The sequence below is a fragment of the Streptomyces sp. NPDC051907 genome, assembly GCF_040681075.1.
Taxonomy (GTDB): domain Bacteria; phylum Actinomycetota; class Actinomycetes; order Streptomycetales; family Streptomycetaceae; genus Streptomyces.
The window spans coordinates 21,217-36,199 of the sequence record NZ_JBFAYB010000047.1; the positions used below are offsets into that span (position 1 = coordinate 21,217).

13 protein-coding genes are annotated in these 14,983 nt (G+C 73.1%); 4 read left to right on the plus strand and 9 right to left on the minus strand.

All coding sequences use genetic code 11. The annotated features are described in order from the left end of the window. Positions 1 to 95 precede the first annotated feature (95 nt). Positions 96 to 1,931, plus strand: coding sequence for an amidohydrolase (locus AB0M39_RS23435; RefSeq protein WP_365367393.1), 1,836 nt, complete (start codon positions 96 to 98; stop codon positions 1,929 to 1,931). Here AB0M39_RS23435 and AB0M39_RS23440 read toward each other — a convergent pair. Both AB0M39_RS23440 and AB0M39_RS23445 read right to left on the minus strand, forming a co-directional pair. After that, positions 1,922 to 2,800 carry a LysR family transcriptional regulator gene (locus AB0M39_RS23440; RefSeq protein ID WP_365367395.1) on the minus strand — a complete coding sequence of 293 codons (879 nt, stop codon included), beginning with the start codon at positions 2,798 to 2,800 and terminating at the stop codon, positions 1,922 to 1,924. The genes AB0M39_RS23435 and AB0M39_RS23440 overlap by 10 nt on opposite strands. 195 nt (positions 2,801 to 2,995) lie before the next feature. Continuing rightward, complete coding sequence (locus tag AB0M39_RS23445; protein ID WP_365367397.1) at positions 2,996 to 3,418, minus strand: nuclear transport factor 2 family protein; 423 nt, start codon at positions 3,416 to 3,418, stop codon at positions 2,996 to 2,998. A 95-nt stretch (positions 3,419 to 3,513) separates the two neighbouring features. On the opposite strand from AB0M39_RS23445, the gene AB0M39_RS23450 reads away from it, so the two are divergent. Next, positions 3,514 to 4,074, plus strand: coding sequence for a TetR/AcrR family transcriptional regulator (locus AB0M39_RS23450; RefSeq protein ID WP_365367399.1), 561 nt, complete (start codon positions 3,514 to 3,516; stop codon positions 4,072 to 4,074). A gap of 424 nt (positions 4,075 to 4,498) precedes the next feature. Further along, the gene (locus AB0M39_RS23455; RefSeq protein WP_365367401.1) at positions 4,499 to 5,518 is read left to right on the plus strand and encodes an alpha/beta hydrolase; all 1,020 of its coding nucleotides are present in this window, start codon (positions 4,499 to 4,501) and stop codon (positions 5,516 to 5,518) included. A 79-nt stretch (positions 5,519 to 5,597) separates the two neighbouring features. On the opposite strand, the gene AB0M39_RS23460 is transcribed toward AB0M39_RS23455, so the two are convergent. After that, entirely contained in the window at positions 5,598 to 6,407 is an 810-nt protein-coding gene (locus AB0M39_RS23460) for a hypothetical protein (protein WP_365367403.1), read from the minus strand. After that, positions 6,407 to 7,681, minus strand: coding sequence for a VWA domain-containing protein (locus AB0M39_RS23465; protein WP_365367405.1), 1,275 nt, complete (start codon positions 7,679 to 7,681; stop codon positions 6,407 to 6,409). Before AB0M39_RS23465 ends, AB0M39_RS23460 begins: the two co-directional genes overlap by 1 nt. 67 nt (positions 7,682 to 7,748) lie before the next feature. Between AB0M39_RS23465 and AB0M39_RS23470 the strand changes: the two genes are divergently transcribed. Beyond that, positions 7,749 to 8,261 carry a tetratricopeptide repeat protein gene (locus tag AB0M39_RS23470; protein ID WP_365367407.1) on the plus strand — a complete coding sequence of 171 codons (513 nt, stop codon included), beginning with the start codon at positions 7,749 to 7,751 and terminating at the stop codon, positions 8,259 to 8,261. A 166-nt stretch (positions 8,262 to 8,427) separates the two neighbouring features. On the opposite strand, the gene AB0M39_RS23475 is transcribed toward AB0M39_RS23470, so the two are convergent. The 5 genes from AB0M39_RS23475 to AB0M39_RS23495 all read right to left on the minus strand — a co-directional run bounded on the left by AB0M39_RS23475 (position 8,428) and on the right by AB0M39_RS23495 (position 14,966). Then, positions 8,428 to 9,051 carry an ABC transporter permease gene (locus AB0M39_RS23475; protein WP_365367409.1) on the minus strand — a complete coding sequence of 208 codons (624 nt, stop codon included), beginning with the start codon at positions 9,049 to 9,051 and terminating at the stop codon, positions 8,428 to 8,430. Positions 9,052 to 9,275: 224 nt separating this feature from the next. Then, on the minus strand, positions 9,276 to 10,637 hold the full coding sequence (locus tag AB0M39_RS23480; RefSeq protein WP_365367411.1) for a carotenoid oxygenase family protein: 1,362 nt from the start codon (positions 10,635 to 10,637) through the stop codon (positions 9,276 to 9,278). 93 nt (positions 10,638 to 10,730) lie between these two features. Further along, positions 10,731 to 11,171, minus strand: a complete 441-nt coding sequence (locus AB0M39_RS23485) for an SRPBCC family protein (RefSeq protein WP_365367413.1) — start codon at positions 11,169 to 11,171, stop codon at positions 10,731 to 10,733. 113 nt (positions 11,172 to 11,284) lie between these two features. After that, positions 11,285 to 12,787 carry an MFS transporter gene (locus AB0M39_RS23490; RefSeq protein ID WP_365367415.1) on the minus strand — a complete coding sequence of 501 codons (1,503 nt, stop codon included), beginning with the start codon at positions 12,785 to 12,787 and terminating at the stop codon, positions 11,285 to 11,287. A gap of 121 nt (positions 12,788 to 12,908) precedes the next feature. Continuing rightward, on the minus strand, positions 12,909 to 14,966 hold the full coding sequence (locus tag AB0M39_RS23495) for an ATP-binding protein (protein WP_365367417.1): 2,058 nt from the start codon (positions 14,964 to 14,966) through the stop codon (positions 12,909 to 12,911). Positions 14,967 to 14,983 lie beyond the last annotated feature (17 nt).

Genomic DNA, 14,983 nt, shown 5'->3' on the forward strand with positions numbered 1-14,983 from the left:
CTCCCCATGCCGTCGTCACCTCCATCGCCCTCCCGCGTCCGCCGTCCCGCCGTGTCGGCGAGCACGGCCGCCCCCACGACCTCGGACCCGCGCCGATGAGCGCGCCGGCGTCCCGACGCGCCGTCCTGGCCGGACTGGCGGGCACGGCGGCCACCGGCGCACTCGGCGCGGCCGGCGCCGCCGCCGCTCCCTCCCCCGCGTCCGCCGCGTCCGCCGCGCCTGCTCCCCGGGGCGACGCGGACACCGTGCTGCTCGGCGGCCGGATCACCACCCTGGACCCGCGCCGCCCCGAGGCCGCGGCCCTGGCCGTACGCGGCGACAGGATCGTGGCCGCCGGCACGGACCAGGAGATTCGCCGCTGGATCGGCGGGGGCACCCGGGTGGTCGAACTGCGCGGCCGCCGGGTGGTCCCCGGGCTGAACGACTCCCACACCCACCTCGTCCGGCAGGGCCTGAGCTACACCAACGAGCTGTCCCTGGCCGGAGTGCGCTCGGTCTCGGCGGCGCTGCGGCTCATCAAGCACCAGGCCGAGCGCACCCCCGCGCCGCAGTGGGTGCGCGTGGTGGGCGGCTTCACCCGGCACCAGTTCGCGGAGAAGCGGCTGCCGACGCTGCGGGAGCTGAACGCCGCAGTCCCCGACAAGCCCGTCTTCCTCCTCCACCTCTACGACCGCGCGCTGCTCAACCGCACGGCCCTGCGGCTGCTCGGCTTCGACCGCGACACCCCCGACATGCCGGGCTCGCAGATCGAGCGGGACGCGGCGGGCAACCCGACCGGCCTGCTGATCGCCAAGCCCAACGCCACGCTGCTCTACTCCACGCTGGCCAAGCTGCCCACGCTCGACCCCGCGAGCCGGCTCGTGTCGACCCGGCACTATCTGCGCCATCTCAACGCGCGCGGCGTCACCAGCGTGATCGACGCCGGCGGCGGCGGCCAGCGGTTCCCCGACGACTACGACGTCGTCGGGCAGCTGCACAGGGCGGGCCAGCTGACCGTCCGCATCGGCTACCACGTCTTCACCCAGGAGCCCGGCAAGGAGGTCGCCGACTTCCAGCGGATCTCGGAGCTGGTCTCCCCGGGCGACGGCGACGCGATGCTGCGGATGGTCGGCGCGGGCGAGATGCTCGCCTTCTCCGCAGCCGACTTCGAGGACTTCGAGCAGCCGCGGCCCGATCTCCCCTCCGCCATGGAGGGCCGGCTCCGCGAGGTCGTGGCGCTGCTCGCCGCGAAGGACTGGCCGTTCCGGCTGCACGCCACCTACGACGAGTCGATCACCCGCTTCCTCAAGGTGATCGAGGACGTGCACGGGCCCGGCGGGCCGGGCGTCCGGTTCGTCCTCGACCACGCGGAGACGATCAGCGAGGCGAACATCGACCGGGTCGCCCGTCTCGGCGGCGCCGTCGCCGTGCAGCACCGGATGGCGTTCCAGGGCGAGATGTTCCAGGCCCGCTATGGCGAGCGGGCCGCCGCGCGGACCCCTCCGGTGCGGGGCATGCTCCGCGCGGGCCTGCCGGTCGCCCTGGGCACGGACGCGACGCGGGTGGCCGGGGACAACCCCTGGACCTGTCTGCACTGGATCACCACCGGCCGCACGGTCGGCGGCCGTCGGCTGTACTCGGGGGCGAACACGCTCTCGCGCGTCGAGGCGCTGCGGCTCATGACGTCGGGCGGCGCGTGGCTGACGGGCGAGGAGCACGACAAGGGGACCCTGGCGCCCGGGCGTCTGGCGGATCTCGCGGTGCTCTCCGAGGACTTCCTGACGGTTCCGGCCGAGCGGATCACGGGGCTGACGTCGGTGCTCACGATGGTCGGCGGGCGGGTGGTGCACGCGGCGCGCGAGCATCTCGCCCTCGCCCCGCCGCTGCCGCCGGTACTGCCCTCGTACTCGCCGGTGGGGCGCTCCCCTTGGGCGCCGGTGCCTCAGCTGTGACCGGTGAGCCGCGAGAACAGCGCTCGCACGCCCGGCGCGTGCTCTCTGCCGCGCCGGGCGCCGAGGTAGATGGGGTTGGTCACGGGCTCGCGTGAGCGGTGCAGCAGGCTCAGCGCCCCCGCGTCGATCGCCTCCTGGGCGAGGTAGCGGGGCACGACGGCCAGACCGGCGCCGGCGGCGACGGCGGACACGACCGCCCGCATGTCGGCGACGGTCAGCACCGGAGCGGGGGGCGCGATGCCCCAGCAGGTACGGAAGTAGCGGCGGGCCATCGGCATGTCCTGCGAGTACCCGACGAAGCCCCGGACGGCCGCGTGGGCGCCCGGCTCGAACTCCGCCTCTCCCCGGCGTCCCACCAGGACGAACTCCTCGTCGTGCGAGTGGACCAGATAGAGCTGTTTGACGGGAGCGCCCTCGATCTTGGTCACCAGCGCCGCGTCCAGCTCGTCCCTCAGCAGCGCGGCGGTCAGATCCGGGGAGAGGCCGGTGCGGCAGCGCACCACCGTGCCCTGTGCCAGCAGCGGGGCGAGCCGCTTGAGCGCGTAGCCGGCCAGCAGATCGGCGGGCGCGCCGAAGAAGACGGGGCGCCCGTCGTGGCCGGGGCCGTCGGGGCGCAGCACGCCGACGGCCCCTTCGAGGGCGTCGATGGGGCCGCAGACCTGGGCGGCCAGCACATGGCCGGCCTCGGTGGGCGCGATGCCGCGCCCGGCGCGGGCGAACAGCGGCCGCCCCACGGACTCTTCGAGGGCCCGCAGATGCTGGGAGACGGCGGGCTGCGAAATCCCCAGCGAGTCGGCGGCCTTGGCCACACCGCCCGTTCTGTACACGCTCAGAAACGTGCGCAGCGTGACCAGTTCGGGTCTGGACATGTTCGGCGACTCCACGATGTCGAGAGAATTATCGTTCTCACACCTTAGGACACCCAGAGAACGCCCGTTTCCCAACGACGGTTCCCGGCCTCCGTACGCCGTCGCGCACACCGAACCCCCCGCGCCCGCCCAGGCGTTCCCCACGACGCCCGGGACGGGACTGGGCAGCGGGGGGTCACGCGGGGCCGCGCCCGCTCACAGGGAGATCCGCCGCTCCTCCGCCGAGATCGGGAGGTCGTTGATGCTGGCGTATCGCCGCCGCATCAGACCGTTCTCGTCGAACTCCCAGTTCTCGTTCCCGTAGCTGCGGAACCAGCGGTCCTCCTCGTCGCGCCACTCGTACTCGAAGCGGACCGCGATGCGGTTGTCGGTGAAGGCCCACAGCTCCTTGCGCAGCCGGTAGTCCAGCTCGCGCTTCCACTTCTCGGTCAAGAACTCCACGATCTCGGCGCGCCCGGTGACGAAGACGTCGCGATTGCGCCACTCGGAGTCCTCGGTGTAGCCGAGCGCGACCCGCTCGGGATCCCTGCTGTTCCAGGCGTCCTCGGCCGCGCGGACCTTCCGCTGGGCGGTCTCGGCGGTGAACGGAGGAAGCGGCGGCCTCTGCCCCACGGTCATGGGTGTCCCCTCTCGAAGTGGGGAGAACGGTCGTTCTCCCCGGTGTGCAGTAGCCTAGGAGAACAGGGATTCTCACGCAAGGCGGGATGGGCAGCATGGAAGCCGCAGCACAAGAGGCCCGCGTCCTGGACGCGGCCGAGACGCTGTTCTACGGGCGCGGTCTGCAGACGGTCGGCATGGACGAGATCCGCAACGGGTCCGGGGTCTCCCTCAAGCGCCTCTACCAGCTCTACCCCTCCAAGGAGCGCCTGATGGAGGCCTACCTCCGCAGGCGCGACCAGCGCTGGCGCGCCTCGCTCGCGACGTACGTGGAGAGCCGGCCGGCCGAGGAGGACCGGATGCTCGCGGTCTTCGACTGGCTCGAGAACTGGTTCGAGGAGCCCGACTTCCGCGGCTGCGCCTTCGTGAACTCCTTCGGCGAGCTGGGCGCGACCTCCCCGAGCGTGGCGAGCACCGCCCGCGACCACGTCGAGTCCCTGCGGGACTACCTCGCCCAGCTGACGAGCGCGTCCGGCCTGCCCGACTGGCTCGCCGACTCCCTGCTGCTGCTCGCGGAGGGCGCGATCACCACGGCCGCGATCACCGGCTCCAGCGCCCCGGCGGCCCAGGCGCGCGAGTCGGCCCGCCGCCTTCTGGAGGTCGCGGCGCCTCGCTGACCTCGGCGGCGGGCCGAGCGCACATCGGGTGCGCGAGGAGGACCCGGCCGCAGCTCAGCCGTTCGTCGAGTCGTACGCAGGACAGCCGCGCGTACGACTCGACGCGGTACGACGACGAGAGCTGCTGAGCCGGCGCCCGGCCGCCGACTCCCGCGCACACTCGCGCACTCAAGCACTCGGGCACCCGGGCCCTCGGGCACTCGGGCACTCGGGCAGGAGAGCGAGCCGCCGGCGGCCGGGGGACGGTCGGACTCCTGCCTCGCCCAGCCCGGGCAGCGACTCGCCCGGCGCGGCGGCGGCGCGGCGCCCTTCGCTCAGGCGCACGTGGACAAACCCGTCCGAGCGCATGGGCAACACCTCTGGGCGGTGAGCGGGTTAAGCAGATGGCCCTGCTCTCTCAAGCCACGGTTCATGGAGTCCACCTGTGTCTGCCGATGCCATCACCGCCTCGTACGAGACCGCGAGCGGCTCCGGTCGTGCGCTCCCAGCGCCGGCCGCCGAGCCCGCCCCCGGCGCCGTGCCCGCCCCGGCCGGCCGGCGTGCGCCCGCCGCGGGCGAGCCGCGGATCGAGGAGCGCGATCTGACGTACGACGGCTTCCGCTACACCTGCCGGATCTCCTGGGGCGAGCGCAGCGACGCCGAGCCCTTCCTCGTCCTGGGCGGGTCCTCGCAGGACCGCAACTCCTGGCTGCGGCACGAGAAGTGGCTCACTCCGCACGGCTCCGTCGTCACCGTCGACCTGCCCGGCTACGGCTCGGCCGACTTCCTGCCCGCGAAGTACGGCGTCGACTTCCTGGCGGCCGTCGTGCGCCACCTCGTCGACCAGCTACAAATCTCGCAGGTCAACCTGGTCGCCGCCTGCTATGGCGGCGCGGTCGGCCTGCGCTTCGCCCAGCACTACCCCCATCTGGTCAAGCGGATGATGTTCGTCGGCATGACCACGGCCATCACGGAGGAGTACGAGGCCGCTATGGCGCGCTGGGACGGCATGATCCGGCGCGGCGAAACGGAGCCGATCGCCAGGGAGCTGGCCGACCGTTTCATGTCGCCTCCCGGCACCGGGTACGTCCGCAAGCACGCCGCCGTGTCCCGGCTGGTCTACCAGCAGATCGCGACGCAGAACCCCGAGCAGCTGCGCAGCTCCGCCGAGCACAACACACGGCTGATGCGCCATGAGTGGTACCGGCCCGAGCCGGTCCCCGGCGTCCCCGCGCTGGTCGTCACCGGCGAGCACGACACGCTCACCACGCCCGCCATGGGGCGCGAGGTGGCCGCCTCGCTCCCCGCGGCCCGCTTTATGACGATCCGCGAGACCGACCATCTCGCGCCGGTGGAGCGCATCGCCGACTTCGCCGACCTGATCGCGCGCTTCTGCGCGGACCGCCCGCTCGAAGGGCTGCCCTACGCCACCGAGCCCGAGCTCTTCGGCGCCGCGCTCGCCTGAGGGCGAGCGGCCACCGCTGCCTCGCCGTGGCCGCTCGGTCCCTCAGTCGCTCACTCCCCCGCTGGGCGACGCCGCCGGCTCAGGCGCCGGGCGGCACATGCGCCGGGCGGCCGGAGCCCCGGGTGAGGCGGTAGCCGCCGATCGCCGCCAGCGCCCCGAGGAGCCCTCCGGCCGCGGTCCAGATCCAGCGGTCGGACCAACGGCCGGAAGACCAGCCGCCGTCCGGCTCGGCGACGGCTGCCGCGCCCTTCGCCCCGTCGCCGCTCGGGCCGCCCGCCGTCAGCGGCGCGGCGAGCGATCCGTCGCCCGCGTACGCGCCGCCCACATCGATCAGTTCGGGCTCCAGCTCCGCCTTCACCGGCTGACCGAGATCCTGCTCGTGCGCGTCGAGGACCGTCAGACGCACGTAGTAGCTGCCGGGCAGCGGGTCGTTCGCCCAGGGCTCCGCCCATGAGCGGACCGGACGCAGCGTGCAGGACAGCTCGGCCTTCGGCGCGTCCTTCGCCGCCGTCCGGGTCTGCATGCCGTACATGCAGGGCTGACGCCGCCGCAGCCCGTCGTACACGTCGAGCCGCCAGGTCGCCGCCCCGTGGCGGACGGCCGGCTCGGGCAGCGTGACCGTGGCCTTGACCGTGGCGCGCTGTCCCGCGTCGGCGGGGAAGACCCAGTAGAGGTAGTCGCCCGCGGAGGCGCTCGCCGTGGCCCGCTGGCCCTGCTCGACGGCGGTCGCGGTACGGAAGGAGGTGCCGGCCTCGGTGGGCCCGGAGCCGCTCTCGCCGCGCGATTTAGCAGGGCGCGGCGAGGAGTCGTCGGCCGCGGCGGCGCCGGCCGTCGTCAGGAGTGCGGCGGCGGCGAGCAGCGCCGCGGTCGAAGCGCGTGAGATACGCATCAGTTGGTCCTCCAGACGGAGATGCGCCAGCGAGAGACCCAGCCCCACAGCAGCCCGGCCAGCAGGCCGGTGAGCGCCAGGACGCCCAGCAGCCACCAGCCGCGGCCGAGGCCGAAGGAGGCGACGTCGGACGCCTCCTCGGGCGCGTCGACGACGTCGACGGTCAGCTCGATGGGCAGCCCCGGGTCGGTCTTGACCTGCGGGGGCGCGGAGTAGGAGTTGCTGACCTGAAGGCAGACGGTCTCCGGCGCGGGCTTGGCGTCGTCGTCGGCGTCCTCGGCCGGCGCCTTCGGGTAGCGCAGACCGGTGGAGATCACATCGGTGCGCCCGTCGCCCGCCTCCGAGCCGCGGACGATCTCGCGGCCGCGGACGGTCACGGCCCGGAGCATGACGCCGTAGTCGTTGTTCACCGCCCGGTCGGCGGCGACGCTCACCGAGGCGCGCAGCTCCTGGCCGGGCAGCACGTCCACCCGGTACCAGCGGTGCTCGCCGAACTTCTCGCGGTCGGTGTACAGGCCCGCCTTGAGGACCGGGGCCTTCGCGCACTCCCGCGCGCCCTCGGTCGCCACGGGCGTGACGACGGGGTCGGCGGCGCGGTCCACCAACTGGCTCACCCGGTCGGAGAGTTCGTCGGTGTGCTGCACCGAGGTGTAGGTGCCGCCGGTGGCCTCGGCGATGCAGCGCAGCTGGTCGCGCGTCTTGGCGTCCGGCACCAGGCCGAGGGTGTCCACGACGAGGTGGATGCCCTTGGCGGCGATGTCCCGCGCGACCTCGCACGGGTCGAGCGGGGCGCAGGTGTCCTCGCCGTCCGTGATGAGCACGATCCGCCGGGTGGCCTCGCCGCCCTCCAGATCGTCGGCCGCGCCGAGCAGCGCCGGTCCGATCGGCGTCCAGCCGGTGGGGGCGAGGGTCGCGACGGCGGTCTTCGCCTCCGTCCGGTCGAGCGGGCCGACCGGGTAGAGCTGGCGGGTGTCCTTGCAGCCGACCTTGCGGTCGTCGCCCGCGTAGTTCGCGCCGAGGGTGCGGATGCCGAGCTGCACCTCGTCCGGGACGGCGTCCAGGACCTCGTTGAACGCCTGCTTGGCCGCGGCCATGCGGGTCTGGCCGTCGATGTCGCGGGCCCGCATGGATCCGCTGACGTCGAGGACCAACTCGACCTTGGGGGAAGGCTTCGCCGCCGGTTCGTCGGCGGCTGCCGCCGACGGGAGGAGCCCCGAGGCGAGGACGGCGAGCAGGCCGCATGCCGCCGCGGCCAGCCGTTTTCTTATGATCATCGCAGGATCGTATGGAAGTTCGCCCACTGATCCAAAACGGCTGTGGGCGCTCTGCGACGATGTCCGTATGACGGAACAGAACAGCGGTTGCGACAGGGACACTGCGCTGGCCTCGGCGGTGCGGCTGCGCGAGCAGGGACAGCACGAACAGGCCAGACAGCGGCTGCTGGCCCTGGCCGAAGCGTTCCCCATGGACGCCGAGGTGGCCTGTCAGACCGCGTGGGCGCACGACGTGCTGGGCCTGGAGGCGGAGGCTGTCCCGTTCTACGAGCGGGCGTTGAGCGAGGGCGGGCTGTCGCCGCAGGACCGGCTCGGGGCGCTGCTCGGCCTGGGGAGCACATACCGCGTGCTCGGCCGGTACGCCGAGGCCGTCGACACCTTCCGCGGCGGCCTCGAGGAGTTCCCGGGCGACGGGGGCCTGCAGACCTTTCTGGCCATGGCCCTCTTCAACACCGAGCAGCACCACGAGGCGATGCGGCTGCTGTTGACGCTGCTCGCCTCTTCCAGCGAGGACCCCGGCGTCCAGCGGTACCGGCGGGCGATCGAGCACTACGCCGGGGACTTGAACGAGACGGTCTAGGACCTGGCCGGGGCGTACGGCGGGGGGTGCCGTTCGACGAGCCAGCCGAGGCCGTCGGTGGAGACCCAGAGCGAGGAGTCGGCGGGCCCCGCCCCGCCCGGCGGGCTGAGGCGGGGCCGGCGACGGCGGTTGGCCGTCTGGACGTCGCGCGGACTATTGGGGGGCGTCAGCGCCGCGGGCGCCTCGCGTGCGGTGCGAGGCGGCGGCGTTCGAGGGCCGCGGCGAGGGCGTAGGCGCCGCCGCCTGCGAGGGCGAGGACCCAGTAGAGGCCGGGAGTGCTGAGGAAGAGCGCCGCGGAGGAGATCACAGCCAGCCAGACGCCGAGGCCGTAGTGCAGCAGGTTGCGGCGTGCGGCGCCTTCGGCGAGGTAGAGCAGACCGACGACGAGGCCGGAGCCGGCGGGCCACAGGACGGTCTGCAGCTCCGGCCTGTCGACGGCGGACGTCAGGCCGGTGATGGCGAGGAACAGAGCGGTGAAGGCCACGATCCAGGAGGCGCCGAGCAGTTTCCCGGAGAGTACGTCCGGCTCGGCCGCCCCGCGCTGGGCTCGCAGGGCGGCGACGGTGGCCTGGGCGATGCCGGCTGCCAGCCCGATGCCGAGGAGTGCGGTGGGCAGCCAGCCGGGCAGCCCGCTCAAGGGGCTGTCGCCCTGGGAGACTGCCGCGGCGCCGTGACCGAGCAGATAGGCGAGGCCGAAGCTGACGTAGGCCGCGCGGTTGTCGACCTCGTTCACGAGACGACTCGGGGCGGCGCCGGCGATGGCCGGAGCGTCGAGGGCTGTGACGGACATGGGGGTCCTCCAGGGTGGTGCTGAGGGGTACGGGCGAGGGGTACGGGAGCTGCACGGGCGGCGCGGGGCGGTGTACGGCGGCCGGGGCCACGCGGGGGGCGGCGACCTGACCGACGGTCACCGCCCCGCAGCGGGCAGGCGACTCATGGGAGGTCAGCCCAAGCCGCCGCCCGCCGAGACGGTCGTCCCCGGGCGGCGGCGCCGCGATCCGGGGACGGCGAAGGTCAGTCCTCGCCGCCGTCCAGGACGCTGTCGGGGATCCAGGAGCCGTGGATTCCGGCGGTCACACGGCGGGGAAGGTGGACGGCAGCGATCCGGTCCAGCCCGGAGGCGTCCAGGACCAGCAGTTGCGAGGCGTCCTGCTTGAGGTCGGAGACCACGGTGAGCAGGTAGCCGTCGTCCTCGTTGGCAGCGCCGGCCGCGGGGACGAACACCGCTTCGCTGGGCAGTCGGGCGTCGCCGACCTGGTGGATGCGGCGGGCGCCGGTGGTTCGGTCGTACTTGACGACGCCGTAGCCGCCGAAGCCTTCCTGGTCGGGGAAGGACACCGCGTACTGGTAGCGGTGCTCGGCGCCCAGGAAGTCCTCGTTGAGGGTCGGGAACTCCACGGCGAGGTCGTCGATGATCTGCTCGTCCACGGTGTCGGCGGTGGTGTCGATCACCCAGCGGCGGGTGTAGGAGCGGGTGTTGGGCTCGGTTCCGCGCTCGGGTGCGCCGACCCACCAGTTCCAGGAGAGCTGGAACCCTTCGCGGTCCACGGTGGGGCCTTCCAGGAGGATGCGGCCCTGGCCGTCCTCGTAGGCGTTGGCGACGTGCAGCATGTTGCCGGGCTCTATGGAGAACCAGCGGATGTGCTGGGCGCCGTCGCCGGTGCGGGGCATGACGCCGATACGGGAGGGCTGCTGGTCGCTCCAGCCGTAGGGGATGCCGGAGTGCTCGGCGGGGTCGAAGGTGACGTTGCCCTCGATGAAGACGACGTGGCGACGGGTGATGGCGAAGTCGTGCTTGAGCGAGGCGCTCGCGCCCGGGATCTCGGCCGTGTGGACGATCTCCCCCTTGGCGTCGCAGACGTAGTACACGAGATGAGGCGGGAAGGGCGAGGAGCCGAAGAAGTGGAGCTCCCCCGTCACCGGGTCCTCCTTGGGATGCGCGGTCATGGCCGTGCGCAGCCGGCCGTCGAAGTCATGGGGGCCGACCGTCTCCAGGTCCGGGGTGAGCTCGAAGGGGAAGTTCGCCTCGCACAGGGCGAGCAGTCGTCCGGCGTGCTCGATGACGTGGGTCCCCGCGGTGCTCGCGGTCAGGTCGGGGCCGCGCTCGGTCATGTAGGGGGCGCCGTCCAGGGCGGGGGTGTGCACCCAGCGGTTGCGGTACCACTCGGCGCGGCCGTCGCGGAGCCGGATCCCGTGGACCATGCCGCTGCCCTTGAACCAGTGGGTCGGGGTGACGCCGGGCTTGGGGTTGTGGCCGTTGCGGATCAGGCGGCCGGTCAGTTCGGGGGGCAGGGCGCCCTCGACGGTGAGGCCGGTGGCGGTGATCTCGTCGGCGACGGGGGTGTAGTGGCCGGTCAGATAGGGCTTGCTGCTCATGCTCGCGTCCTTGGGTCTCGGCGTCGTTGTGGCGCGGGGGTGCGTGGTGCGGGTGCGGGTGCGGTACGTGTTGTGGGGTGGGGTGAGGGAGTCTCAGCTCGTCTGCTCGGCGCGGGCCTTGAGGCAGTCGAGCCAGCTCTCCAGGGAGGCCTTCAGGGCCGCGCCGAGTTCGTCGACCGCGGCGTCGACGGGATCGCCGCTCCAGGACTCCTCGGTGCGGACGACGACCTGATCGCCTGTCTGCTCGAAGGTCCAGGCGTGGATGCCGACGATGCCCTGGACGGTCCCGCCCCAGACGATCCGCCGCTCGTGGACGAGTTCGTGGACGGTGGAGGTGATGTCCATCCCGTGGGTGAGCCAGGTGAATTCGGCGCCGACCGCCACCGGGCCGTTGAGCTTGGCCTGGTCGATGTCGGCGTTCCAGACCGGCCAGTTGTCGATGTCGGTGTGCAGGGCCCAGACCGTGGCGAGCGGGGCGTCGATGGTCGCGGTCAGGCTGACGACGACGGGGGCGGTGGAGTCGATGGTGTGCATGGTTCTTCCTCTTCGGTGATGGTGATGGTGGTGGTGAGTGAGGTGGATCGGGTGAGGCCGGCTCGGGTGGTCGGCCGGGGCGCCGGCTCAGGCGACCCTGCCGGAGTACCGGCTCAGGCGACCGATGCGTGATCGGCCGTCCGGTCCTGCGGGAGCTTCGCCCTGGAGGCAGTCGCGGCCGGCGGGAGCGAGCCGGGGGTGGTGCGGCCGCGGCGGGTAAGCGGAACGGCGAGGAGTGCGGCGGCGGCCAGCACCGCGGCCGAGACCATGAAGGCGGCTCGGTAACCGGCGGTGAGCGCCTCCAGGCGGGGCTGGTGGGCGGAGGCGTGGGCGGTGACGGAGCCGGCCAGGGTGGCCAGGGCGGCGAGACCGATCGCGCCGCCGACCTGGCGGGTGGTGTTCACCAGCCCGCCGGCCAGACCCGCGTCCTGAGGCGGGACACCGTCCACGGCGAGCGCGGTGAGCTGGACGAAGGCGATGCTCAGGCCGAGGCCGACGAGGATGCTCGGGCCGAGGACGTCGGCGACGTAGCTTCCGTCGGCGCTGAGCCGTGACAGCCACAGCAGTCCGGCGGCCTCGGTGAGCAGGGCCGCGGTCACCGTCGCGGTGCCGCCGATGCGCCGGGCGACGCGGGGTGCGACGGCGGCGCCGAGCATATTGGCCACGGCGAGCGGGAGTTGGCCCGCTCCGGTGGCCAAGGGGTCCATGGCGAGGACCTGCTGCTGGTAGAGCGGCAGGAAGAAGAACAGGGCGATCCACACGGACCCCAGCAGGGCCATCAGCAGGTTGCCCGCGGCGACACGGCCGGCGCCGAGCAGCCGCGGGGGTATCAGCGCGTGCGGCCGGCGGATCTCGATCACGACGAAGGCCGCGAGCAGCGCGCCGGCGACGGCGAGGGCGCCCAGCACCCGGGCGTCCGTCCAGCCGGCGCCGCGTGCGGTGGTCAGGCCCCAGACCAGGCAGGTCAGGGCGACGGTGACGGTGACCGTGCCCAGGAGGTCGAATCGCGCGTTCTCCCGTGCAGCGTCCTTCGGCACGAGGGCCGCCACGGCGATGAGGACCAGCACCGCCCCGAGCGCGACGGAGTGGAAGATCCAGGGCCAGCCCCATGCCTGGGTGAGCACGCCGCCCAGAAGGACGCCTCCCGCTCCTCCCGCGCCGGAGACCGCGCCCCATACGCCCAGGGCCCTGCCGCGTCCGGCGCCGGACGTGTACAGGCCCATCGCCAGGGCGAGTGCGGCCGGGGCGATGGCGGCGGCGCCGAGTCCCTGAACGGCGCGGGCGGCGATCAGGACGCCCGCGGACGTGGCCAGTCCCGCTGCCAGGGATGCCCCCGCGAACAGCGCGAGGCCGGCGATCAGCACCCGGCGGCGGCCGAGGAGGTCGGCCGCCCGCCCCCCGGCCAGGAGCAGCGCCCCGAACGCCAGGCCGTAGGCGTTGATCACCCAGGTGACGCCGTCGGCCGACAGGCTCACACCGGCGTGGATCTGCGGCAGCGCCACGTTCACGATCGAGGTGGCGAGCATGACGGTGAACTGCGCGGCGGCGAGCGCCGCGAGCACGCCCCCCGGCCGGTGAGGGGGCGATGCCCGGTCCTTCGTGCGTCCAAGGTTCATGGCGCACAGCCTCGTGTCGGGCGGTGTCCACTTTCCATGCCCGGCAGGGGCGTTGACTGTCCAGTCCTGTCCGCACCTGTCCACGCGGAGCCCGGCCCACGGAGATACGCCGGCGCAGGCCTCAGGCGTACGTCGACCCTGTGCGTCCGTCGTTCCCGTCGGTCCCCTCGTTCCCAGCGGGGCCGTGCCGTTCCCACTGCCACAGGGCCTCGCCGAGCAGGTCCAGGCCCTGGCGGAGGTGGCGACGGTAGGTGCCGTAGGGCAGGCCGAGGCGGCGGGCGGCGGCTTCCTGGGTGGGTGCGCCGGAGAAGTACCCCGCGGTCAGGGCGTCGCGGGCGCGCACTCCACGCGGGTCGCGGCCGAGTTCGTCGACGGCTTGGCGCAGCAGGGCGCGCAGCTCTTCGACGGGCTCTGCGAAGTCGGCGGCGAGGCGAGCGCGCATCAGGGCACAGGCGGCGAAGGCGCCCGCATCGCGCCAGTGCGCCAGTGCTTCGCGTACGGCCTGGTCGAACGCGGTGCGTGAGATGCCCGCGGGTCCGGACTGGGCGGGCGCCTCGGTGGCGGTTATGAAGCGGCGGAGCCAGATCTCGACGGGCTCCTCGCGCCAGTCGACGTAGAACAGTCCGTAGGTGTGCTCGCCGACCCGCGGCCGTGCGCCGGTGTCGGCGAGGCTGCCCTTGACGCGCACCGCCCAGGCGTCGGCGTCCTGGAAGACGGCGAAGCCGAATGCGCGTCTGCGGGCACGGGCCGCTTCCGCCTGGGCCCGGGAACTGCTCAGGTCGATGACGCGCGAGGGGACCTGGTACCGCTCGGGGTAGATCGAGAAGCGGCTGATGCCGATGTGCTCGCCGGGGCTGACGGGCGCGGTGGCCTCGGTGTGCGCCCAGGCTGCCGCGACGACGGGATCGGTGGCCAGGTCTTGGGGGCTGGGCGGGGCCGGCAGGACGAGCCGAGCCGTGAACGCGACGATCCGGCCCGTGCTCACCAGACGGTAGACGCTGAACGCCTGCGGTTGGCGCTGCGCCCAGTAGCGGACGAGATCCGCGGAGGCGGGCCCCTCGGTCTCCTCGGCCATACGGAGTACGACATCGATGTCAGCCGCCTGCAGGGGGCGGTCGTGCACCTCGTCGGCCCGAGACCACGTGCGCAGCCGCGCCAGGGTCTCCACCTCTTTGAAGAGGTAGAAGAGCTCGTCGGTGACGGTCCACACCCGCTCCTCGGCCGCCTCGCGCAGGATGCGCAGGTATTCCTCCGCCAAGCGCTGGCGCATCGTCACAAAGGCGTGGGGCGCTCGCCAGCGCAGGTCGGCGGCGAGCGTCTCGCGTGCGGCGTCGTGCGGGTGGAGCCCTCGGTGCGTGGACTCCATGAAGGGCAGGTCCCTGAGCCAGGAGAAGAGCAGATGGGCGTCTTCGTCGGGCAGTACGGAGGACAGCAGTTCCTCGGACGTGGACAGTGCCTGTGCCGCCACTTCCAGGGCCCGGCGGTGGGCCGCCGTGGGCACCTCGCCGATCAGCCCTGCCAGCAGGGTGCGCAGGACGTCGGCCGAGGGCGCCCAGATCTCCTCCTTGCTCCAGCCCGCCGGGCCCGCTCCCGCGGCGGCCGCGAGGGACAGGGCCAGCGGGTTGCCTCCGGCGAAGCGGAGCACCCGGTCGCGCAGCTCGGGCCGCAGCCGCGCCGCGGCCAGCAGGCTGCGGGCCTGTTCGTCGGCGAACGGCTTCAGCTCGGTGACGTGCAGGACGCCGGCCCACGCGGGATCAGCTCTCCACTGCGCCTGCGGAGCGAGGCGGCCGGCCAGAACAGCCAGGGCGCCGTCCGCGGCGCGCGGGAGGAAGTGATGCCACAGCCAGCTCTCCAGCCACTGGCACTGCTCGAAGGAGTCGACGAACAAGACCGTGCCGGGAACGTCCAGAAAGGGGGCGGCCGCGCGCTCGAAGTCGGCGGGGTCGCGGCTGACGAAGCGGCCGTCGAGTTCGACGGTCGACCGGCTTGCCGTACGGGCCTGGTCCGCCAGACGCCGTAGCAGAGTCGACTTGCCGATACCGCCCGGCCCGGACGCGTAGAACACGAGGGGCGCCTGCGGATCGCCGCTCAACGCCTGTGCGAAGCAGCCGAGTTCCTCTTCCCGGCCGATGAAAGCGCGCCCTCGCGCGCTGCTCAGTCTCTCCCCCACCGACCCCATGACGGCTCCTCTCCCCA